We start from the raw sequence: 21,369 nt of genomic DNA on the forward strand, positions 1-21,369 counted from the left end.
TTAGTTTTTGCTTCTCTTAACTTGTCAGCACTAGCCGGTGTTGCGCATACCCGCCGCCACGCCCGCAATCGTCACCATCAACGCCTGCTCAACGCGCGCATCTGGCGTACTGCCTTCTTTCTCTAACTGGCGTGAGCGGTGCAGCAACTCGGCCTGCAGCACGTTCAGTGGGTCAGTGTAGACGTTACGCAGGGCGATAGACTCGGCAATCCACGGCAGGTCAGCCATCAGGTGGTCATCGTTGGAAATCGCCAACACCACTTTGATGTCGCTTGCCAGCTGGTCGCGCAGCTTCTGGCCCAGCGGCCACAGCTCTTTATCCACCAGACGCTGGTCGTAATACTCCGCCAGCCACAGGTCGGCTTTGGCGAAGACCATCTCCAGCATGCCGATACGCGTCGAGAAGAACGGCCAGTCGTGGCACATCGCCTCAAGTTCATCGCGTTTACCGGCATCTACCACGGCTTGCAGGCCCGCACCCGCGCCGAGCCAGGCTGGCAGCATCAGGCGGTTTTGCGTCCAGGCGAAGATCCACGGAATGGCGCGCAGGCTTTCGACGCCGCCGTTGGCCTTGCGCTTCGCCGGGCGTGAGCCCAATGGCAGTTTGCCCAGCTCTTGCTCCGGCGTCGCCGCGCGGAAGTAAGGCACGAAATCTTTGTTTTCGCGCACATAGCCGCGATACATGTTGCAGGAGACGTCGGACAGCTGCTCCATAATGTCCACCCAGGCTTTTTTCGGCTCTGGCGGCGGCAACAGGTTGGCTTCCAGGATCGCGCCGGTATAGAGTGCCAGACTGCTGATGGTGACTTCTGGCAGGCCGAACTTGAAGCGAATCATCTCGCCCTGTTCGGTGACGCGCAGGCCACCCTTTAGGCTGCCCGGAGGCTGAGAGAGCAAGGCCGCGTGGGCCGGAGCGCCACCGCGACCGATAGAGCCGCCGCGTCCGTGGAACAGCGTCAGCAGCACGCCCGCTTTCTCGCAGGTTTTGATTAATGCGTCCTGAGCGCGGTATTGCGCCCATGAAGCCGCCATCACGCCAGCGTCTTTCGCCGAGTCGGAATAGCCAATCATGACCATCTGTTTGCCCTGAATGGTGCCGCGATACCAGTCGATATTCAGCAGCTGAGTCATTACGGAGTCAGCATTGTTCAGGTCATCAAGGGTTTCGAACAGCGGCGCTACCGGCAGAGTGAACGGGCAACCCGCCTCTTTCAGCAGCAGGTGAACGGCCAGCACGTCAGACGGCGTTTTCGCCATAGAAATGACGTAAGCGGCAATTGAGCCTTCCGGCGCTTCGGCAATTACCTGACAGGTGTCGAGCACCTCTTTGGTGTACTCGCTCGGCTCCCAGAAGCGCGGAACCAGCGGGCGCTGTGAGTTCAGTTCGCGGATCAGGAAGGCCTGTTTGTCAGACTCTGACCAGCTTTCGTAATCGCCCAAACCAAGGTAACGGGTGATTTCGGCAATGGCGTCGGTATGGCGGGTGCTCTCTTGGCGGATGTCGATACGCACCAGCGGCACGCCGAAGCAGCGCACGCGGCGCAGGGTATCCAGCAACTGGCCGTTGGCGATAATGCCCATTCCACAGGCAACCAGTGACTGGTAGCAGGCGTAGAGCGGCTCCCACAGCTGGTCATTGTTGACCAATAAATCGTGAGGCTGTGGCAGGCGTTCGCCTTTCAGACGCGCTTCCAAATAGACCTGCGTGGAGGTCAGCTGGCTGCGCAGGCGCTTCATGATCACGCGGTAAGGCTCAATGCCTTCTTCACCACCGGCGCGCTCGCGCAGTTCATCAGTGGCTTCGGTCATGGAAAGCTCGGAAATCAGCACCGCGACGTCGCGTAGGAACAGATCAGTGGCTTTCCAGCGGCTCAGTAAAAGAACGTGGCGCGTGATGTCTGCCGTGACGTTTGGGTTGCCGTCGCGGTCGCCACCCATCCAAGATGTGAAGCGAACCGGCACGGCTTCTACTGGCATTTTGTAGTCCAGCGAGGTTTCGAGCTGTTCGTTGAACTCGCGCAGGAATGACGGCACGCCTTCCCACAGGCTATTCTCAACGACCGCAAATCCCCATTTGGCTTCATCAACCGGGGAAGGGCGGTGTTTACGAATTTCATCGGTATGCCATGACTGGGCAATCAGCTGGCGCAGGCGGCGCATAATCTGCTTGCGCTCGTAATCCGCCAGATCGTTATGGTCGAGCTGCTTGAGGCAGTTATTCACTTCCACCAATTTGTGGATCAGCGTCCGGCGGGCAATCTCTGTTGGGTGAGCCGTCAGCACCAGCTCGATAGAAAGCTCTTCAACCGCGTCACGCAGTTGCTGATCGGTCAGATTTTTGGCTTTCAGGCGCTCAATTAGCTGCGCCAGTACTTCAGGGTTGCTGGCCGCTTCGCCATTAGGCGAAATGCTGTGGTACTGCTCGGCCACGTTGGTCAGATTGAGGAATTGGCTAAAAGCACGGGCCACTGGCAATAACTCGTCGTTGGACAAGTTTTGCAGCGTGGAGAGCAGCTCTTGGCGATCTGCTTCATTTCCAGCGCGTGAGGATTTGGATAACTTACGAATTTTCTCAACACGATCAAGGATATGTTCTCCCAACGTATCTTTGATGGTGTCGCCAAGCAGTTTACCTAAGGTACTGACATTACTGCGCATTGCGGAATATTGTTCGTTCATATTACCTCTGTTGACCTCGGACCCGATTTTTATAATTTGTAGATAACTTTCACCCGTAAGGCTGTGACGCCTTTTTCTGTCTGCCAAACCTTCTCTTTTTTTAATTACACAACTGTTTTACCGCAAAAACGTCGTTTCCTTCACTAAAAAAAGGCATTTTTCGTCAATGTGGCTGAAATTTAATTACAGCTCACAAGGTATCAGTTTGTCTAATCAGCATATTGTCCAGTATCAAGAGCGCCCTGCGACGCCCTTGATATGGCTGCTCTTTCTTCACTTATACGTGATGGCAGAAGTGATGAACCACTTGCGCGATCAGCTCGCGAGTCGGCTTGATGAAGGCGGTATCGATGTATTCATCCGGCTGGTGCGCCTGCTCAATCGAACCAGGCCCTAAGACCAGTGTCGGGCACAGCTCTTGGATAAACGGCGCTTCGGTACAGTAGTTAACAATCTCCGTTTCCACGCCCAGCAGCTTCTCCACCACCTGCACCAGCTGGTGGTCCGGCGGGCATTCATAGCCCGGAATCGGCGGATGCAGCTCTTCGATGGCGACGCGGCCCGGCCAGCGACTGCTAACTGGCTCCAGCGCTTCTTGTAACAGGCCGTCGAGATCAGACAGCGTCAGCCCCGGCAGTGGGCGGATGTCCATATGCAGCTCACAGCAGGCGCAAATACGGTTGGCCGCATCGCCGCCGCTAATGTGGCCGAAGTTCATGGTTGGATAAGGAATGACAAAGCCGCTGTGGTTGTAGCGCTCTTTCAAAGTGTTACGCAGGCCAATCAGCTGGGTAATGGAGTCATGCATCAGGTCGATAGCGTTCACGCCGCGCGCCGGGTCGCTAGAGTGGCCCGATTGCCCGGTGATGCGAATCGCATTCGAAATATGGCCTTTATGCGCACGAACCGGCTTCAACGACGTCGGTTCGCCGATGATCGCGCAGTCTGGGCGAATGGCGGTATTTTTCGAAAAATAGCTCGCGCCTGCCATGGTGGTTTCTTCATCGGCGGTGGCAAGGATATATAGAGGTTTAGTCAGTTTGGTTGTATCAATATCCCGCAGCGCATCGACGATAAAAGCGAAGAAACCTTTCATGTCGGCGGTACCCAGACCATAGAGCTTATTTTCATGCTCGGTCAGGGTGAAAGGGTCGCGAGTCCAGCGGCCATCGTCGAAGGGGACGGTATCGGTATGGCCCGCCAGCAGCAGGCCGCCAGCGCCTTGGCCCACGCTTGCCAACATATTGAATTTATTGCGAGTATTCGGCACAGGTTGGATTTCAACCTTAAAACCTAGATCGCGGAACCAGCCTGCTAACAGGTTGATTAGCTTTTCGTTGCTTTGATCTAATGCGCTGTCTGTGGCACTGATCGAAGGTATCGCGATTAATGCCCGATAAAGCTCAATAAAAGGAGGTAATTTCATCTTCACTGTTGACAGCCTTTAGTTAGGGTAGTATTCATATTCATGCAGTTTATGTGAATAAAAATACAATATGCCAGCGCGTAAGGGAACCGGAAATAACGGTCGGTTTAACCCAACGCAGTTGCTGAGAATCTCGCGGGTGAACGGCGTATGACGCGGTGAACCCTGTTACCTAAGAAGTACGCTGTATCGCAAAGCCATACAGTTAAGTTGAGAAGGTGAACAGACCCCATGTTGAATACGCTGATTGTTGGTGCCACAGGCTATGCCGGAGCTGAACTCGCTGCCTACCTGAATCGCCACCCACAGATGAACATAACCGCTTTAATGGTTTCAGCGCAAAGTGCAGATGCAGGAAAATTGCTTTCTGATTTGCACCCTCAGTTAAAAGGCATCCTCGATCTGCCTGTTTTGCCAATGAAAAACGTGGAAGACGCGGCGAAAGATATCGATGTGGTTTTTTTAGCCACTGCCCATGAAGTCAGCCACGATTTGGCGCCGCAATTTTTGGCCGCGGGCTGCGTGGTGTTTGACCTGTCCGGTGCCTTCCGCGTCAACAAGCCTGATTTCTACTCCGAATTTTACAGCTTTGAACACCAGCACCTCGACTGGCTGGACAAGGCGGTGTACGGCCTTGCTGAATGGCAAGCCGACAAACTCAAAACCGCGCAACTCATCGCGGTCCCAGGCTGCTACCCAACGGCGTCTCAGCTGGCGTTAAAACCGCTGGTGGAAAATGGCCTGTTGAATGAAGACCAGTGGCCGGTGATTAACGCGACCAGCGGCGTGAGCGGCGCGGGGCGTAAAGCCTCTCTCGGCACCAGCTTCTGCGAAGTCAGCCTGCAACCTTACGGCCTGTTCAATCATCGTCACCACCCAGAAATTGTAGAGCATCTCGGCGTGCCGGTGATCTTTACCCCGCACCTGGGCAACTTCCCGCGCGGCATTCTGGCCACCATCACTTGCCGCCTGAAAGCGGGCGTGACGGCGCAGGACGTGGCGGAAGCCTTCCATAACGCTTACCACGACAAACCTCTGGTGCGTCTCTACACCAAGGGCGTTCCGGCGTTGAAAGACGTGGTGGGCCTGCCGTTCTGCGACATCGGTTTTGTGGTGAAAGGCGAGCACCTGATTGTGGTTGCGACAGAAGATAACCTGCTAAAAGGCGCGTCGGCGCAAGCAGTGCAATGTCTGAACCTGCGCTTTGGTTTCCCAGAAACCCAATCGCTGCTTTAATTTATCTTGGTCTAAAATCAAACATTTACTTAAATCGATTGAGGCGCGAACAGCTATGAATCCGTTAGTTATCAAATTAGGTGGTGTGTTGCTGGACAATGAAGAAGCGCTCGAGCGCCTGTTCATGGCGCTGGTGACTTATCGCCAGCAATATCAGCGCCCATTGGTGATCGTTCACGGCGGCGGTTATCTGGTCGATGAGTTGATGAAGAAACTCAACCTGCCCGTGGTGAAGAAGGCTGGCCTGCGCGTAACCCCTGCGGACCAAATCGACATCATCACCGGCGCATTGGCCGGTAGCGCCAACAAAACCCTGCTGGCGTGGGCGGTGAAAAACGACATCAACGCCGTTGGCCTGTCTTTGGCAGACGGCGGCTCGGTGGTGGTAACGCAACTGAGCGAAGAGCTGGGTAATGTCGGCAAAGCAGAAGTCGGCTCTCCGGCGCTGATTAACACCCTGACTGGCGCAGGCTACCTGCCGATTATCAGCTCCATTGGTATCACCGCCGATGGTGAACTGATGAATGTGAATGCTGACCAAGCCGCGACGGCGCTGGCAGCCACGCTGGGCGCAGATTTAATCCTGCTGTCAGATGTGAGCGGTATTCTCGACGGCAAAGGCCAGCGCATCCCGGAAATGACCACGCAGAAAGCGGAACAGCTGATTGAGCAAGGCATCATTACTGACGGCATGATTGTCAAAGTTCACGCAGCGCTAGACGCCGCGCGCTCTCTTGGCCGCCCGGTGGATATCGCCAGCTGGCGTCACGCCGAGCAGCTTCCGGCACTGTTTAATGGCACGGCGATCGGTACGCGTATTCTGGCGTGATCTTCATGCTTAACCCATTGACTGAATTATTAAATCAATAAAATTTTTAAAGGAAATCATCATGGCAGCAACCAAAGGCATCAAGAAAATCGTTCTGGCTTACTCTGGCGGTCTGGACACCTCGGCAATCATTCCATGGCTGAAAGAAAACTACGGCGACTGTGAAGTGGTGGCTTTCGTTGCAGATATCGGTCAAGAGCGTGCTGACCTCGAAGGAATCGAGCAGAAAGCCCTGCGCACCGGTGCTTCTGAGTGCCACGTGGTTGACCTGCGTGAAGAGTTCATCAAAGACTACGTTTACCCAGTGCTGAAAAGCGGCGCGTTGTATGAAGGCAGCTACCTGCTCGGTACCTCAATGGCGCGTCCGTTGATTGCTAAAGCACAGGTTGAGCTGGCGTTGAAAGTGGGCGCTGATGCACTGTGCCACGGCGCGACAGGTAAAGGTAACGACCAGGTGCGTTTCGAAACCACCTACACCGCGTTGGCTCCACAGCTGAAAGTGGTCGCTCCTTGGCGTGAGTGGGACCTGCGTTCTCGCGAAGCCCTGCTGGATTACCTGAAAGAGCGTAATATCCCGACCACCGCGTCGCTGGAAAAAATCTACAGCCGTGACGAAAACGCGTGGCACATCTCTACCGAAGGCGGCGTGCTGGAAAGCCCATGGAATGCAGCAAACAAAGATTGCTGGGCATGGACAGTCGCGCCAGAAGACGCGCCAGACGAAGCTGAGCTGGTCACCGTTAAAGTTGAGAAGGGTGCAGTGGTGGCGGTTAACGGCGTAGAGCTGACACCATTCCAGTGCCTCGAAGCGCTGAACGTGCTGGGCGTGAAACACGGCGTTGGCCGTATCGACATCGTGGAAAACCGCTTGGTAGGCATTAAGTCTCGTGGTTGCTACGAAACGCCGGGAGGCACCATTATGATGGCTGCGCTGCGTGGCGTTGAGCAGCTGGTTCTCGACCGTGACAGCTTCAAATGGCGTGAGCAGCTGGGCCATGAAATGTCTTACGTGGTTTATGATGGTCGTTGGTTCGCTCCGCTGCGTGAATCCATCCAAGCCGCCGCTGACGCGCTGGCAGAAGATGTGAATGGCGAAGTGGTGGTGAAGCTGTACAAAGGCACCGCGACGGCTATCCAGAAGAGTTCTCCGAACAGCATGTACTCTGAAGAGTTCGCTACTTTCGGTGAAGATGAAGTGTATGATCACAGCCACGCGGGCGGCTTTATCCGTCTGTTCTCGTTGTCATCCAGAATTCGTGCGCTGAACTCAAAGAAGCAGTAATTCGCGCGTAGAAAATATTTTAAGGGCGCACAGGCTGCGCCCTTTTGCATAGATCAAGGAGTACAGGTTATGGCACTTTGGGGCGGGCGTTTCACTCAGGCGGCAGACCAGCGTTTTAAAGAATTAAATGATTCCCTGCGTTTTGATTACCGTCTTGCCGAGCAGGATATTATTGGCTCGGTGGCGTGGTCGAAGGCGTTGGTGACGGTTAACGTGCTGACCGCCGAAGAGCAAATTCAGCTGGAAGAGGCTTTGGGCGTGCTGCTGGAAGAAGTTCGTGCTAACCCGCGCGCTATCTTAGCCAGCGACGCAGAAGACATTCACAGCTGGGTGGAAGGCAAGCTTATCGACAAAGTCGGTAACCTCGGTAAGAAGTTGCACACCGGCCGCAGCCGTAATGATCAGGTCGCCACTGACTTGAAACTATGGTGCAAAGAGCAGGTGCTGAGCCTGCAAGAGGCCGTGCGCCACTTGCAGCAGGCGCTGGTCGCCACTGCGCAAGCGAATCAGGACGCGGTCATGCCGGGCTACACCCACTTACAGCGCGCCCAGCCGGTAACTTTCGCACACTGGTGTCTGGCCTATGTCGAGATGCTGGCGCGTGATGAAAGCCGCCTGCAAGATACTCTGAAACGTCTGGACGTCAGCCCGTTGGGCAGTGGCGCACTGGCGGGCACGGCGTACCCAATGGACCGTGAGCAGTTGGCCGGTTGGTTAGGATTTGCCTCTGCCACCCGCAACAGCCTGGATAGCGTTTCGGACCGCGACCATGTGATGGAGCTGCTGTCGAACGCCTCTATCAGCATGATCCACCTGTCGCGCTTCGCCGAAGACCTGATTTTCTTCAACAGCGGAGAAGCGTCGTTTGTAGATCTGTCCGACCGCGTGACCTCTGGCTCATCCCTGATGCCACAAAAGAAAAACCCGGACGCGCTGGAGCTTATCCGTGGCAAGTGTGGCCGCGTGCAGGGCGCACTGACGGGCATCATGATGACCATGAAGGGCCTGCCGCTGGCGTACAACAAAGACATGCAGGAAGACAAAGAAGGTTTGTTCGACGCGCTCGACACTTGGATGGACTGTCTGCAAATGGCGGCGCTGGTGCTGGACGGTATTCAGGTCAAACGTCCGCGTTGTAAAGAAGCCGCGCAGCAAGGCTACGCGAACTCCACCGAGTTGGCGGATTATCTGGTCGCCAAAGGTGTGCCATTCCGCGAAGCCCACCATATTGTCGGTGAAGCCGTGGTGGAAGCCATTGCTCAGGGCAAAGCGCTGGAAGCTCTGCCATTGGCCGATTTGCAAAAATTCAGCAGCGTGATTGGCGATGACGTCTACCCAATCCTTGAACTGCAATCTTGCCTCGACAAGCGCGCAGCCAAGGGCGGCGTGTCACCACAGCAGGTTGCTCAGGCGATCAGCGATGCCAAAAGCCGCCTGGGCGAGTAATCGCTCACGGCGTCAGACCAAAAGGCTCCTGTTCAGGGGCCTTTTCTTTAGGTGAAAAACGGCAAAAAAAAGGCGGACATAAAGTCCGCCGAATGTTCACGTAGTCTCTCACTCGCCATCAGGTTACTTGCCTTGCAGCAATACCCTGATTTTGAGCTTCTTTCATTTTACTTATGTTAATTCTCTTACAATCTTTACGCGTCGTCTTATTGTGCCACTTCGCACACGTCTGCTTCGCTGTTCAGATAGACATCCAGATCGTCGCTTCCCCCGATGTGGCGACCACCAATAAAGACTTGTGGCACAGTTGCACGGCCTGTTACAGCGCGCAGGCTGACCGTAGTCGCGTCTTTACCTAATACAATTTCTTCATACTGAATGCCGCGCTCTTGCAGCATTTGTTTCGCTTTAGAGCAGAAAGGGCAGCCCGGCTTGGTGAACACGGAAACCGATTCCTGCACTTTATAATCCGGCGCCAGATACTTCAGCATGGTATCGGCATCAGACACTTCAAACGGGTCGCCCGGCTTGTTTGGCTCAATAAACATCTTCTCTACCACGCCGTTACGCACCAGCATGGAGTAACGCCAAGAGCGCGGGCCGAAGCCTAAATCAGCTTTTTCAACCAGCATGTTCATGCCTTTGGTGAATTCGCCGTTGCCGTCAGGAATGAAGGTGATGTTGGCGGCGCTTTGCTCAGCCTTCCACGCATTCATGACGAAAGTATCGTTGACGGAGACACACAGAATGCTGTCTACGCCGTGGCTCTTAAACACGCCTGCCAGCTCGTTGTAGCGCGGCAAGTGGCTCGAAGAGCATGTCGGGGTAAAGGCACCCGGCAGCGAAAATACAATGACCGTTTTATTTTTAAACAGTTGATCGGTGCTGAGATCCAGCCATTGGTCTCCTTGACGAGTGTGGAAAGTAACTTGTGGAACTTGTTTCCCTTCGTGGCTTGTAAACATCAGTAACCTCTTAATTTATAAAATATAAAACTTGCGCTCTGTCAGTATCGTTTCGATGTGTGCCATTATTAACGATTGTTGTTGATAGTTATAATCGTTGATTGCTATCTTATCTATCGCCGCGAGCTATCGTCTCGACCTGTTATGGCAATGGAGGAAAAATGAATATTCGTGATTTGGAGTATCTGGTGGCTTTGGCGGAGTTCCGTCATTTTCGACGCGCTGCGGATTCTTGTCATGTGAGCCAGCCGACCTTAAGCGGGCAGATCCGCAAGCTGGAAGATGAGCTGGGCGTGATGCTGCTTGAGAGAACCAGCCGCAAAGTGCTGTTCACCCAGGCGGGTTTATTGCTGGTGGATCAAGCCAGAACCGTGCTGCGCGAAGTGAAAGTGCTGAAAGAGATGGCCAGCCAGCAAGGCGAGGCGATGTCCGGGCCGCTGCACATTGGGCTTATCCCGACCGTTGGGCCTTACCTGCTGCCGCAAATCATTCCTACGTTGCACAAAACCTTTCCAAAGCTGGAAATGTACTTACACGAAGCCCAGACCCAGCAACTGCTGGCGCAGCTCGACAGCGGCAAGCTCGATTGCGCGATTTTAGCCTTGGTCAAAGAGAGCGAAGCCTTTATCGAGGTGCCGCTGTTTGATGAGCCGATGAAGCTGGCGATTTATGACGAGCACCCGTGGGCCTCGCGCGATCGCGTCGCCATGGCCGATTTAGCCGGAGAAAAGCTGCTGATGCTGGAAGATGGTCACTGTTTGCGTGATCAAGCGATGGGCTTCTGTTTTCAGGCCGGGGCGGATGAAGACACGCATTTCCGCGCGACGAGCCTTGAAACCCTGCGCAACATGGTCGCGGCAGGCAGTGGTATTACGCTGTTACCGTCATTATCGGTGCCAAAAGAGCGCAGCCGCGATGGCGTCACCTATTTGGTGTGCGACAAGCCGGAACCGAGACGCACCATTGCTCTGGTGTATCGTCCCGGTTCCCCGCTGCGTGGCCGCTATGAGCAGCTTGCGGAAGCCATTAAGGTTCACATGCAAGCTCATATGGATAACGCTGCGTTAAAACAGGCGGTTTAATCCATTCAGGGCGGCAACGCGATACGCTTCCGCCATGGTTGGATAGTTGAAGGTAGTATTAACGAAATACTCGATAGTATTGCCTTCGCCTTTCTGTTCCATGATCGCCTGCCCGATGTGGATAATCTCCGCCGCACGCTCGCCAAAGCAATGAATACCAAGGATTTCTTTGGTATCACGATGGAACAGCAGCTTCAGACTCCCCACGTTCATCCCGGCGATTTGCGCCCGTGCCAGATGTTTAAACTGCGCGCGGCCCACTTCGTACGGTACCTTCATGGCGGTCAGATCTTGTTCGGTTTTACCGACAGAACTAATTTCCGGAATGGTGTAAATCCCGGTCGGAATGTTTTCAATCAGATGAACTTTGGCTTCGCCCTGAATCATCGCCTGCGCGGCAATGCGGCCCTGATCGTAAGCTGCCGACGCCAGGCTCGGGTAGCCAATGACATCACCCACGGCATAGATATGCGACAGCGCGGTTTGATACATGCTGTTCACTTTCAACAAGCCACGGCTATCAGCCACTAAGCCAATGTTTTCTAAGCCCAGTTGGTCGGTGTTACCTGTACGTCCATTGGCGTAAAGCAGGGCATCTGCTTTGACCTTCTTGCCGGATTTCAGGTGCATGATCACGCCATCTTCAACGCCTTCAATCTTCTCAAACTCTTCGTTGTGACGAATCACCACGCCGTTGTTCCAGAAATGGTAGGAGAGGGCGTCAGACATCTCTTGGTCGAGGAATGACAGCAGGCGGTCACGGGTGTTTATCAAGTCGACTTTGACATTCAAACCACGGAAAATCGACGCGTATTCGCAACCGATCACCCCGGCGCCATAGATGATGACGTGGCGCGGCTCGTGGCTCAGTTCAAGGATTAAGTCGCTGTCGTAGATGCGTGGGTGGCTAAAGTCGACGCCGTGCGGGCGGTAAGGGCGCGAGCCGCAGGCGATGACGATATTGTCGGCGGTAAGCTCTTCATGGGTGCCATCGGCGTAGCGCACGCTGACCGTGTGTTCATCCACGAAGCTGGCGTCACCGGCGAAAAGCTGGCACTGGTTGCGCTCATAAAAACCCTGACGCATGCGAGTTTGCTGATTAATCACTGAGTCAGCGTGGCGTAGGATGTCGGGGAAGCTTGAACTCAAGGTGCGGGAATTGTCGCTATACAGCGGATTTTGGTTGAATTCGATAATTCTGCTGACGGCGTGGCGCAGGGCTTTCGAAGGGATGGTTCCCCAGTGAGTACAGCCGCCACCGACGTTATTATAGCGTTCGATGACCGCAACTCTGGCCCCTTGTTTAACCAGTCCCATAGCGGCGCCTTCTCCGCCAGGGCCTGAGCCGATGATAATGGCATCAAAATGAGATTGCTGTTGCATGGTTCGAAACCTATTTTTTATACAAAATAACAACGAGAAAGTAACATATTAGTCCTGTTTTCCCTACAAGCAGTTGTCAATTCGTGGGAAAACCGCAACATTCAGACCCACTTTATCCTCTCTTTTCTATACCTCGGCGGGTTAAAAAATTTGGTATAGTGAAATCATAACGAGTCATTTTATTAACACCTTTAATAAGAAGAAAACACTGCGGATGAAGGTTATGGGCGTAAGAGCACAACAAAAAGAGCGCACGCGCCGCTCACTGATTGAGGCGGCATTTAGCCAGCTCAGTGCTGAACGCAGCTTTGCCAGTTTAAGTCTGCGTGAAGTTTCCCGCGAGGCTGGGATCGCACCCACCTCTTTTTACCGCCATTTCCGCGATGTTGATGAACTCGGCCTGACCATGGTAGACGAGAGTGGGTTAATGCTTCGTCAACTGATGCGTCAAGCGCGTCAGCGCATTGCCAAAGGTGGCAGCGTGATTCGCACCTCCGTATCGACTTTTATGGAGTTCATTGGCAATAATCCTAACGCCTTTCGCTTACTGCTGCGCGAACGCTCCGGGACCTCTGCGGCCTTCCGCGCCGCCGTCGCTCGCGAAATTCAGCACTTTATTGCAGAACTGGCAGATTATTTACAACTCGAAAACCACATGCCGCGTAGCTTTACTGAAGCGCAGGCAGAAGCCATGGTGATCATCGTCTTTAACGCCGGTGCCGAAGCGCTGGATGTTGATATAGCCCAGCGTCGCCAGCTCGAAGAGAGACTGGTGCTGCAGCTACGTATGATTTCTAAAGGTGCATATTACTGGTATCGCCGTCAGCAGGAGCGCACGGCGGTGTCTCCAACTAATAAGTCCAGAGGTACTGAAGATGACCGAACAACCGAACCAGGATAATGGCACTTTGCTCCTGGCTCTGATTGCCGGACTGTCGATCAACGGCACGTTCGACGCGTTTTTTAGCTCCGTAGTAACCTTCTCCGTTTTTCCCGTGATAGCACTTTGCCTTGCGGTCTATTGCCTGCATCTGCGCTATCACCACAAAGAAATGGCCAAGGGATTACCGACCTTAGCGGCGGCCAGCTTCCTGCTCGGTTTCCTGCTTTACAGCACTATCGTGCGCGCGGAGTACCCGCAGCTGGGTTCCAACTTCCTGCCGTCGCTGATTAGCGTGGTGCTGGTGTTCTGGATTGGTATCAAGCTGAAGAAGCGCAAAGCAGACAACCTCTAATTTTGCCACTGCGGCTTACCCTAGTGAGCACATCAAGGCAGCCAGCTGGCTGCCTTTGTTTTATCTGCCATCCTCACCCGTTATCCCTGATGTCGCAGATCCATTCCCTGATTATTTATGAAACAACAGTTCATTAATATCAAACTACTGTTTAGTAATTAGATGTTGATCAGCTAAACCTTTCTATAATTGCCACATGTTAGAGATGAGTGGCAAAAACAGAAAGGTCTTCGGCCTCCCCCATCGCTAATTTGAATCATGGCAGAGCGGACCCGCGTCCATTTGGATTCTGCCTACGTTTGGCAGTGATTCAATAAGGGGCTGACGGCGATGAAAACACGAAAAATCGGACTACTAAATTACCTTGCTTACGGCTCGGGGGATTTTCTTGGCGCAGGGACGACGGCCTTAACCGCCGCGTGGCTACTCTATTTCTACACCACCTTCTGCGGGCTGACCCCGATTGAAGCAACCTTTATCTTTGCGACCGCCCGCGTGGCGGACGCCGTACTCAGCCCGCTGATGGGCTATCTGACGGATAACTTTGGCGGCACCTGGCTCGGCAAACGCTTTGGGCGGCGCAAGTTCTTCATTCTTCTCGGCATCCCCTGTGTGTTTAGCTACAGCCTGATGTGGGTTGGCGAGATGAACTACGTCTACTATCTGCTAACGTATCTGCTGTTCGACATCGTTTACACCATGATCCTTGTTCCTTATGAGACGCTGGTGCCGGAGATGACCGATGATTTCAAACAGAAAACCAAGTTTTCCGGGGCGCGTATCGCACTCGCACAGCTGTCGGCCATTTTGGCCGCCTTCCTGCCGGGGATCTTGTTGCAACAGCTGGGTAAAGATAATCCCCTCTCTTTCTTCTACTCGAGCTTGGTCTTCTCGGTGATCTGCGCGCTGGTGCTCACGCTGGTCTATTTCTTCACTTGGGAACGGCCGGCGGAGCTCAAGTCGGAAGCCATGTTAAAAATAGAACGCGAGCGCCAACAGCTGACGCTGGGTCAGAGCCTTAAGCGATTGAAAGTTGAACTCTCTTCAACGCTGCGCATTAAGATTTTCCGCCAGCATCTCGGCCTGTACCTTGGCGGCTATATCGCGCAGGACGTATTCAACGCGGTATTTACTTATTATGTGGTGTTTGTGCTGATGCAAACCGCCACTGTCGCCTCGAACCTGATGGGCGTGATGGCTATTCTGCAATTCGTCGCCGTGATTGCGATGATCCCATTGTGTATTCGCTTCGGGCCCGCGCCCTCTTATCGGCTGGCCGTGACCCTTTTTGCGCTGGCGGTGATCTCCTACGGTTTCCTCTATTTCAGCCACATGAGTGATTCGATGTCGCTGTTACTGTTGATCTCCGCATTGGCCGGGCTGGGGCGAGGGGGGATCAACTACGTGCCGTGGAATATCTACACCTATATTGCCGATGTTGATGAAACCATTACCGGCCAGAGGCGCGAGGGGATTTTTGCCGGCGTCATGACCCTAACGCGCAAGGCTTCGCAAGCTGGCGCGGTGATGTTAGTCGGCATCATTTTGCAACTGTCGGGTTTTGTCTCGGGCAAGAGCGAGCAGTTGCCATCGGTGGGGCATACCATCCTCGGCGTCTTGGTTGTGGGGTCGCTGGTGATGCTGACGATGGGCTTTATTATTTCGCTCTACTTCCGCCTCAATTTACAGACTCACCGCGTGCTGGTGCAGGAAACGCAAAAAATGCGTATCGCCAATCGCCCCGTCCCTGAGCAGATCACCACTGAAGACCGCGCCACCGTGGAACTCCTCACCGGCCTGCAATATGAGTCCTTGTGGGGTAATAACAATATTGGTTATTTGCATCGTAATAATCCGCCGCCGCAAAAAGCGACCTCTGAGGTTATGTCCGATTTACCCATTCAGCAGCAGGGTCAGCGCCCTTAAATAATGGAGAGCATCATGAAGGTTTTTGACGTTAAGCACAGCGCGCTGCTGAGGCAGCCTGAGTATTTTATCTCGCGAAACGAGCTACAGTCGCTGATTCATAAAGTGACTCATAATCTGGTGAATATTAAAGATGAAACCGGCGAGTTCCTGCTGCGTCTGGACGATGGCCGGGTTATTGATACCAAAGGCTGGGCGGGGTGGGAATGGACCCATGGCATCGGCCTATACGGTATTTATCAATATTATCAACAGACTGGCGATGACCAGATGCGGGCAATCATTGACGACTGGTTTACAGCAAGGCTGGCCGAAGGCACGCCAACCAAAAATGTTAACACCGTCTGCCCGTTCCTGACGCTGGCCTACCGTTATGAAGAAACCCGCAATCCGGCTTGGAAACCCTATCTTGAGCGCTGGGCGGAGTGGGTGATGCATGAGATGCCGCGCACCGAAAAATGCGGTATTCAGCACATCGTTTATAACAATGAAAATAGCCAGCAGATGTGGGATGACACGCTGATGATGAGCGTGATGCCCCTGGCGAAGATCGGCAAACTGCTCGGTAGACCGGAGTTTATCGAAGAGGCGACCTATCAGTTCCTGCTGCATATTCAGTACCTGATGGATCGCCAAACCGGCCTTTGGTTCCACGGCTGGACCTTTGACGGCCAGCATAATTTTGCTCAGGCTCGCTGGGCGCGAGGAAACAGTTGGATAACCGTCGCTATTCCTGAGTTTATCGAGCTGCTCGACTTACCGGAGGGCAACGCGACGCGCCGTTATTTACTGCAAGTTTTAGAGAGTCAGATTGCCGCGCTGGCGGCCTGTCAGGACGAAAGTGGTTTGTGGCATACGCTGTTGGATGACCCGAATTCTTATCTGGAAAGTTCAGCGGCGGCGGGATTTGCCTATGGGATCCTGAAGGCCGTTCGCAAACGCTATATAGATTCAAGCTATGCGCCGGTTGCCGAGAAAGCCGTGCGCGGCGTGATAAAGCAGATCAATCCGGCAGGCGAGTTGACGGGCGTTTCATTTGGCACCGCCATGGGCAGCGATCTGGATTACTACCGGCAAATCCCCATCACCTCCATGCCTTACGGGCAGGCGATGGCCGTGTTATGCCTGTCGGAATATCTGCGGGTCTATTTGTAGGGAAAATAGCTGACAGAAGTTTCAGCTGTAAAAAAGGCGGACTCACTCAGTGGCCCGCCTTATTGTTTTAAACTCTTCCTACCGGCGTTTTTCCAGCAGCACGCCGCATTCCATATGGTGGGTATAAGGGAATTGGTCGAACAGCGCCAGCTTGGTCAGGCTGTGGGTGTGGCTCAGCGTCTCGAGGTTGGCGCACAGCGTGTCCGGGTTGCAGGAGATATAGAGGATACGGTCGTAGCCTTGCACCATCTTCACTGTGTCATCGTCCAGCCCGCTGCGCGGTGGATCGACAAAAATGGTGTTACAGTCATAGCCGGACAAATCCACATCTTTTAAACGATGGAATTCGCGCACGCCGTTCATCGCCTGGGTGAAGTCTTCGGCCGCCATGCGGATAATCTGCACGTTATCAATCTGATTCGCTTCGATATTATATTGCGCCGCCGCCACGGACGGCTTGGCAATCTCAGTCGCCAGGACGCGGTTGAAGTTCCTTGCCAGCGCCAGCGAGAAGTTGCCGTTGCCGCAATAAAGCTCCAGCAGGTCGCCGGTCGAGCCTTCAGTAATGCCCAGCGCCCATTCGAGCATCTTGATGTTCATCTCGGCGTTTGGCTGGGTGAAGCTGTTCTCCACCTGACGATAAATCATGTCGCGGCCCGCCACTGGCAGCACTTCATCGACATAATCTTCGTCGAGCATGATTTTAGTTTTTGCCGCGCGGCCAATCAGCTGAATATCAAAGCCATCCTGACGCAGTTTGTCGCGCAGGATCGTAGCCGCCGCCGTCCACTCATCATCCAGCTTGCGGTGGTAGAGCAGAGAAGTGATCAACTTGCCGCTGCGCGTGGACAAGTAATCAATCTGGAAGATTTTGCGGCGCAATACCGGCTCTTCTTTAATAGCGGCAATCAGCACAGGCATCAGACGGTTAATCAGCTCGCTGGCGGCGGGGAACTGATCGACGCGCACGCGAGCCTTGGTCTGCTGATCAAACATAATGTGGTAGAGGTCGCCCTCATCATGCCAGACGCGAAACTCGGCGCGCATGCGATAGTGGCTGACCGGAGAGCGGAAAACCTCAGGAGCCGGCGCCTGAAAAGGCGTCATCATCGCCGTGAGACGTGCGGTCTTTTCCGCCAGTTGGTCGTCGTATTGTTCAATGGGCAGGTTTTCAGGCGTCATGATTTATCTCGTCTACTGCGGGTAAATGGGCGAACTTAGCGGGGGATTGTAGGGAATGCTCCCGCGAAGTCCAGTTTTCCGCTTATTCATGGGCGTTATTACCATGCTTCTCACGCAACCTATTTGATTAAAATTTAATGGCCCTTACGGATGTCTGGATTTCCAAAAGGGTTGATCGTAGGATGCAATTCGGCCTCGATAATAGAGTTAAAAGGGAATCCGGTGTGAATCCGGAACTGGCGCGCAGCGGTATGGGGAAGTCAAGGCGATAGCAGCTTGAGCTGTTACCGACACTGTCTGGTTCTTCTTTCTTTATATAGAGAACTTTTTATAGAGAATGTAAGAGAGATGGGAAGTCATCGCCCGGTGGCGGCATATTATTTTTTTCTTTAATTAGCCAATAAATCCTAAGTCCGAAAACCTGCCGATATTCCGTCGCATTTTCACCCTCGTCGCGAGAACGTGGGTGTTTTTCTGCGGCATCCGCCAATTAAGTTTGGATGCTCAATTCATGACAATTAAAAAGCACGCGCTGCTGACGGTATTATCCGTCACGGCTTTTTCAGGGTGGGCGCAGGACAATACCTCTTCTGATAACAACGACAATCTCGTTGTGACCGCCAACCGTTTTCCACAGCCCGTCTCTTCAGTATTAGCCCCAACCGATGTGGTGACCCGCGAGGATATTGATCGCTGGCAGTCTAAATCCGTGGTGGATGTATTACGCCGCCTGCCGGGCGTGGATATTGCGCAAAATGGCGGCATGGGCCAACTGAGTTCTTTATTTGTGCGCGGCACCAACTCCAGCCACACATTAGTCTTAATTGACGGTGTGCGTTTAAATCAGGCGGGTATTTCGGGCTCAACTGACCTTAGCCAGATCCCTATCGCGTTGGTACAGCGGATTGAATTTATCCGTGGGCCGCGCTCGGCGGTTTACGGCTCCGACGCCATTGGTGGCGTGGTCAACATTATTACCACCCGCGACAAGGATGGGACGACCCTCGGGGCGGGTATCGGCTCGAATGGGTATCAAAATTACAATGGCTCTACACAGCAGAAGCTGGGTGAAAACACCACGGTCACCGCCGCGGGCGATTATACCTATACGCGTGGCATTGATGTTGTCGCTGACGGCAACAACGGCGGCGTTCCTCAGCCTGACCGCGATGGCTTCATGAGTAAGACGCTCTATCTGGCGCTGCAACACCAATTCACCGAAGAAGTCGGGGGTTTTGCTCGGGCTTATGGCTATGACAATCGCACGGCCTATGATGGTTATTACACCCCTGACAGTCCGTTAATCGATACCCGTCAGCTCTACAGCCGCACCTATGATACGGGCCTGCGCTATGAAGATGGGATTTACGCCACTCAGCTGATTGGCAGTTATAGCCACGTGAAAGACTATAACTATGATCCGAGATACGGGCAGTATGACTCTTCCGCTTCATTAGATGACTCAGACCAGTACAACCTGCAATGGGGCAACACCCTCCAAGTGTGGAAAGGGCAGGTAAGTGCAGGTTTGGATTGGCAGCGACTTACCACCGAGCCGGGCACCAGCTATCTTAATGATGGCTATAGCCAGCGTAATACCGGCGTTTATCTGACAACACAGCAGAAAATTAGCGACTTCACCCTTGAGGGCGCGGTGCGCAGTGATGATAACTCGCAGTTTGGCCAGCACACGACGTGGCAGAGCAGCGCCGCGTGGGAGTTTATCGACGGATATCGCCTGATAACTTCCTATGGAACGGCGTTTAAAGCCCCCAACCTGAGCCAGCTCTATAGCGGTTTTTATGGCGACCCAAATCTGAAACCTGAAGAAAGCAAGCAGTGGGAAGCCGGGCTGGAAGGTTTGACGGGGCCTCTGGATTGGCGTTTATCCGCTTATCGTAACGATATCGATCAGTTAATCGATTTCAACAGTCAGGGGACTTATTACAATATTAATAAGGCCACGATTAAAGGCGTGGAGTGGACAGGTAATTTCGATACCGGCCCATTACATCACGCCATCACCTTGGAATATCTGGATCCACGCAATTCTGAAACTAACGCAATATTGGTACGCCGAGCCAAACAACAGGCGAAATACCAGATTGACTGGAATGTGGCGCAGATCGATTGGTCGATTAACTACCAATACTTGGGACAGCGTTACGATACGGACTTTGGCTCATATCCTTACCAGACGGTTAAACTCGGCGGCGTCAGTTTATGGGATCTCGCCGCGTCATATCCTGTCACCTCACATTTAACCGTTCGTGGTAGAATTGCCAACTTGTTTGATAAAGATTACGAGACGGTTTATGGCTACGAAACACCAGGACGTGAATACTTCCTCTCTGGAAGCTATACCTTCTGATAGCTCGATAACGTCTGGCCGTCCGACGGCGCTGGTATTTGACTCCGGCGTCGGCGGATTGTCTGCTTATCATGAGGTCCGGCAGATGCTGCCGGACCTCCACTATATCTATGCTTTCGACAATGTGGCTTTCCCCTATGGCGAGAAGTCCGAAGAGTTTATTGTCGAGCGAGTGGTCGAGATAGTCAGCGCGGTCGCTAAGCGTCATCCCCTTTCTATTATTGTTATCGCCTGTAATACCGCGAGTACGGTTTCCCTTCCTGCGTTGCGCGCCAAATTCAACTGCCCGGTCGTGGGCGTGGTGCCTGCCATTAAACCGGCGGCCAAGTTAACGCGTAACGGCGTGGTGGGATTGCTGGCCACCCGGGCCACGGTGCAGCGTCCTTATACTCATGATCTCATCGAGCGCTTTGCCACGGATTGCCAGATTTTGATGCTGGGTTCGGCAGAGCTGGTGGAAATAGCCGAGGCGAAGCTGCACGGCGCGCCGGTTTCACTGCCCGCACTAAAGAAAATCCTCCAGCCATGGCTGCGTTTAAAAGAGCCGCCGGACACCGTGGTGCTTGGCTGTACTCATTTTCCGCTGCTCAGCGAGGAGTTGGCGCAGGTATTACCCGATGGAACACGCCTGATTGACTCGGGTTCCGCCATTGCCCGCCGCGCGCATTGGCTTATTGAGACTTCTCATCAAAAAATTCCTGCCAAAAAAGAGGGTGTGGAAATAGAAAGTCTGGCGTACTGCATGGCGATGAATGAAGAGGCTGAAATCCTGCTGCCTGTTTTGCAGACATATGGCTTCAGAAGTATCCAAGAATTGCCGCTTTAAACACCTTTTGGCGAAAGAATCAGCGGTCGATAAATTATTTGTATTTTAGGGGTTGCGGCCTTCTGAGAACTCCCTATAATGCGCCTCCACTGACCGGGAACAACGACTGAGAAGTCGCTCGGTGAGGAAGAAAAAAGAAGAATGTTCGAATGAATAATCTCTTGACTCTTCAGCGGGAAAACGTAATATACGCCTCCCGCGCCGCATAAGATTCTTATCGGAACAGCGGCATGCTCTTTAACAATTTATCAGACAATCTGTGTGGGCACTCACAAGACGATATCAGCCACTCCGGTGGCAAAAAATATCAAGTCTTAAAGAGTGACCAAGCAGTAATTCATTTAGT

The 21,369-nt window shown here is 53.5% G+C and carries 16 protein-coding genes and 1 riboswitch; of the genes, 11 read left to right on the forward strand and 5 right to left on the reverse strand.

Annotation, left to right across the window (positions count from 1 at the left end; translation table 11 throughout):
* Positions 1-30 precede the first annotated feature (30 nt).
* Positions 31-2,679, reverse strand: a complete 2,649-nt coding sequence (gene ppc / locus V2154_RS22245; RefSeq protein ID WP_353503859.1) for a phosphoenolpyruvate carboxylase — start codon at positions 2,677-2,679, stop codon at positions 31-33.
* Between the two features lie 277 nt (positions 2,680-2,956).
* A complete protein-coding gene (gene argE / locus V2154_RS22250) occupies positions 2,957-4,111 on the reverse strand; it encodes an acetylornithine deacetylase (RefSeq protein ID WP_353503860.1) in 1,155 nt (384 codons plus the stop codon).
* 225 nt (positions 4,112-4,336) lie between these two features.
* Between argE and argC the strand changes: the two genes are divergently transcribed.
* The 4 genes from argC to argH all read left to right on the forward strand — a co-directional run bounded on the left by argC (position 4,337) and on the right by argH (position 8,898).
* The gene (argC, locus tag V2154_RS22255) at positions 4,337-5,341 is read left to right on the forward strand and encodes an N-acetyl-gamma-glutamyl-phosphate reductase (RefSeq protein ID WP_034794648.1); all 1,005 of its coding nucleotides are present in this window, start codon (positions 4,337-4,339) and stop codon (positions 5,339-5,341) included.
* A 55-nt stretch (positions 5,342-5,396) separates the two neighbouring features.
* Positions 5,397-6,170, forward strand: a complete 774-nt coding sequence (argB, locus tag V2154_RS22260) for an acetylglutamate kinase (RefSeq protein WP_185688876.1) — start codon at positions 5,397-5,399, stop codon at positions 6,168-6,170.
* A gap of 61 nt (positions 6,171-6,231) precedes the next feature.
* Positions 6,232-7,452: an argininosuccinate synthase gene (locus V2154_RS22265; protein WP_353503861.1), complete on the forward strand. Its 1,221-nt coding sequence runs from the start codon at positions 6,232-6,234 to the stop codon at positions 7,450-7,452.
* Between the two features lie 69 nt (positions 7,453-7,521).
* On the forward strand, positions 7,522-8,898 hold the full coding sequence (argH, locus tag V2154_RS22270; RefSeq protein WP_353503862.1) for an argininosuccinate lyase: 1,377 nt from the start codon (positions 7,522-7,524) through the stop codon (positions 8,896-8,898).
* A 206-nt stretch (positions 8,899-9,104) separates the two neighbouring features.
* On the opposite strand, the gene V2154_RS22275 is transcribed toward argH, so the two are convergent.
* Entirely contained in the window at positions 9,105-9,863 is a 759-nt protein-coding gene (locus tag V2154_RS22275) for a glutathione peroxidase (RefSeq protein WP_353503863.1), read from the reverse strand.
* A 161-nt stretch (positions 9,864-10,024) separates the two neighbouring features.
* Here V2154_RS22275 and oxyR point away from each other — a divergent pair, with 161 nt between their 5' ends.
* On the forward strand, positions 10,025-10,945 hold the full coding sequence (gene oxyR / locus V2154_RS22280; protein ID WP_353503864.1) for a DNA-binding transcriptional regulator OxyR: 921 nt from the start codon (positions 10,025-10,027) through the stop codon (positions 10,943-10,945).
* On the opposite strand, the gene sthA is transcribed toward oxyR, so the two are convergent.
* On the reverse strand, positions 10,928-12,328 hold the full coding sequence (sthA, locus tag V2154_RS22285; protein WP_034794659.1) for a Si-specific NAD(P)(+) transhydrogenase: 1,401 nt from the start codon (positions 12,326-12,328) through the stop codon (positions 10,928-10,930). The genes oxyR and sthA overlap by 18 nt on opposite strands.
* 223 nt (positions 12,329-12,551) lie before the next feature.
* Here sthA and fabR point away from each other — a divergent pair, with 223 nt between their 5' ends.
* The 4 genes from fabR to bglB all read left to right on the forward strand — a co-directional run bounded on the left by fabR (position 12,552) and on the right by bglB (position 16,644).
* The gene (gene fabR, locus V2154_RS22290) at positions 12,552-13,229 is read left to right on the forward strand and encodes an HTH-type transcriptional repressor FabR (RefSeq protein ID WP_353503865.1); all 678 of its coding nucleotides are present in this window, start codon (positions 12,552-12,554) and stop codon (positions 13,227-13,229) included.
* On the forward strand, positions 13,204-13,563 hold the full coding sequence (locus V2154_RS22295; RefSeq protein ID WP_353503866.1) for a YijD family membrane protein: 360 nt from the start codon (positions 13,204-13,206) through the stop codon (positions 13,561-13,563). The genes fabR and V2154_RS22295 overlap by 26 nt, the downstream gene beginning before the upstream one ends.
* 330 nt (positions 13,564-13,893) lie before the next feature.
* A complete protein-coding gene (locus V2154_RS22300; protein WP_353503867.1) occupies positions 13,894-15,489 on the forward strand; it encodes an MFS transporter in 1,596 nt (531 codons plus the stop codon).
* A 15-nt stretch (positions 15,490-15,504) separates the two neighbouring features.
* The gene (gene bglB, locus V2154_RS22305) at positions 15,505-16,644 is read left to right on the forward strand and encodes a beta-galactosidase BglB (RefSeq protein WP_353503868.1); all 1,140 of its coding nucleotides are present in this window, start codon (positions 15,505-15,507) and stop codon (positions 16,642-16,644) included.
* A gap of 78 nt (positions 16,645-16,722) precedes the next feature.
* On the opposite strand, the gene trmA is transcribed toward bglB, so the two are convergent.
* On the reverse strand, positions 16,723-17,826 hold the full coding sequence (gene trmA / locus V2154_RS22310; protein WP_353503869.1) for a tRNA (uridine(54)-C5)-methyltransferase TrmA: 1,104 nt from the start codon (positions 17,824-17,826) through the stop codon (positions 16,723-16,725).
* Positions 17,827-17,999: 173 nt separating this feature from the next.
* Positions 18,000-18,270, forward strand: a riboswitch (cobalamin riboswitch).
* Between the two features lie 67 nt (positions 18,271-18,337).
* Between trmA and btuB the strand changes: the two genes are divergently transcribed.
* Both btuB and murI read left to right on the forward strand, forming a co-directional pair.
* On the forward strand, positions 18,338-20,197 hold the full coding sequence (gene btuB, locus V2154_RS22315; RefSeq protein WP_353503870.1) for a TonB-dependent vitamin B12 receptor BtuB: 1,860 nt from the start codon (positions 18,338-18,340) through the stop codon (positions 20,195-20,197).
* Complete coding sequence (gene murI / locus V2154_RS22320) at positions 20,142-21,023, forward strand: glutamate racemase (protein ID WP_353503871.1); 882 nt, start codon at positions 20,142-20,144, stop codon at positions 21,021-21,023. Before btuB ends, murI begins: the two co-directional genes overlap by 56 nt.
* The last annotated feature ends 346 nt before the right edge of the window (positions 21,024-21,369 follow it).

The organism is Ewingella sp. CoE-038-23 (assembly GCF_040419245.1).
Taxonomy (GTDB): domain Bacteria; phylum Pseudomonadota; class Gammaproteobacteria; order Enterobacterales; family Enterobacteriaceae; genus Ewingella; species Ewingella allii.